Annotated in this window: 1 pseudogene; it reads right to left on the bottom strand. The window is 60.1% G+C overall.

What is annotated here, in order from left to right:
* Positions 1–216: 216 nt before the first annotated feature.
* Positions 217–1,233: pseudogene (locus NKH41_RS33980) on the bottom strand (IS110 family RNA-guided transposase); the annotation flags it as partial.
* Positions 1,234–1,437 lie beyond the last annotated feature (204 nt).

Genomic DNA, 1,437 nt, shown 5'->3' with positions numbered 1-1,437 from the left:
GCTTCTCTACGGGATCGGCTTTAGCCCTCCCAGCATGGGATCAGGAGAATGAAGCGGCACAATCTGATTCGCGGCCTGATCGGCTGCAGTGAGCGACCGGTCCGAGTGCTTCAACGAACTCGCCTCATCCATCGTCCCGCGAAGGACGTGCTTCCGCCGGTGGCGGAACTTGTCTCTCTCCTTACGGCCTTCCCGGTCAGATAGCGGCTGGGAGGCCTCCCGCGTCCAGCGGAATTCGGTGCCGTCCACCCACATGCGGTGCATGATGACCGCCAGCCGGCGGGCGAGTGCGACGATCGCTTTTCGCAGGCCGCACCGCTTGGCGACATTCATCGCCCACGCCTTCAGCCATGACCACTTCTTGACGCGCGTTAGCATCACTTGGGCGGCTTCGTAGAGCAAGGTGCGCATCATCCCATCGCCGCACAGCGAGACGCGACCCACGCGGTGACTTTCACCTGATTGGTTGAGCACCGGCGTCAGTCCCAGGATGAACCCCACCGTTTTGGAGTTTCTGAATCGCTGTGGAATGTCGATCGTCGCGGTATAAGCCAGCGCCACCACAGGACCGACGCCGGAGATCGTCATCAAGCGCCGACAGACCTCATCGTCCCGCACGATTCTCAGAAGTCTGCGATGTAGAACTGTAAACTGTTCTCGCAGCTTGCAGCGCGCCTCCAGCAGCGGCGTGACAATTTCGGCCAGTTCACAGCGTCCTTCGACGAGCTCGCGAATCCGATCCTCAAACTTGACGGTCCCGACGACGCCAACCTTGAGCCCAAAATTGCGCAACAGGCCGCGCAGGTCGTTCTCGATGGCGAGGGCCTTTTCCTGCAGCAGCTTGCGCGCCGTCAGCAGCGCGCGGCGCTTTTGGCTCGTCAGCGTCTTGACATGCACCGGGCGGAACAGGTTGACGCGCATCATCTGTGCGATGCCGCGCGCATCATTGCGATCCGTCTTGTTCGGCCGCGCCTTGAGGAATGCCTTGGTGTGTCGGGTCTCGATGCAGATTGCCGGCAAACCGGCCCTGGCCAGGCCTTCGAACAGCCATTGCGACAACGGTCCGGCCTCGAGCCCGATCCGCTCGATGCGCAAGGCGGGATCTTTCAGAACCGCGGTGAGGTCGTCGGGGTGGCTGACCACCTTGACCTCGCGGCAGATCTTGCCAGTTTCATCGACAATGCAAACGGCGGTCTCTTTTACCGAGATATCCAATCCGGCATAATGCTTCATGCTGCGTTTCCTTTCCTGATGCTTGTGGCTGTAGCTGCAGACCACGTTCTATCATCAGCTCGGAGCGCAGCACCTCCGTCCATCACCGTCGAAGATGGGGCTCAAGCCGAATATCCCATCTGATTCAATCTTCGTCGTAAGAGGAGATTGAGTCGATGATGGGCGAGCAAAGTGTGATGCAGGAGGAGCTGTTCTACGGCTTCA

Origin of the sequence: Mesorhizobium sp. M1169 (genome assembly GCF_040318345.1) — a bacterium.
Lineage (GTDB): Bacteria > Pseudomonadota > Alphaproteobacteria > Rhizobiales > Rhizobiaceae > Mesorhizobium.
Note: the sequence above shows the minus strand (reverse complement) of the source record. Positions and strands in the feature narration are given on the sequence as shown.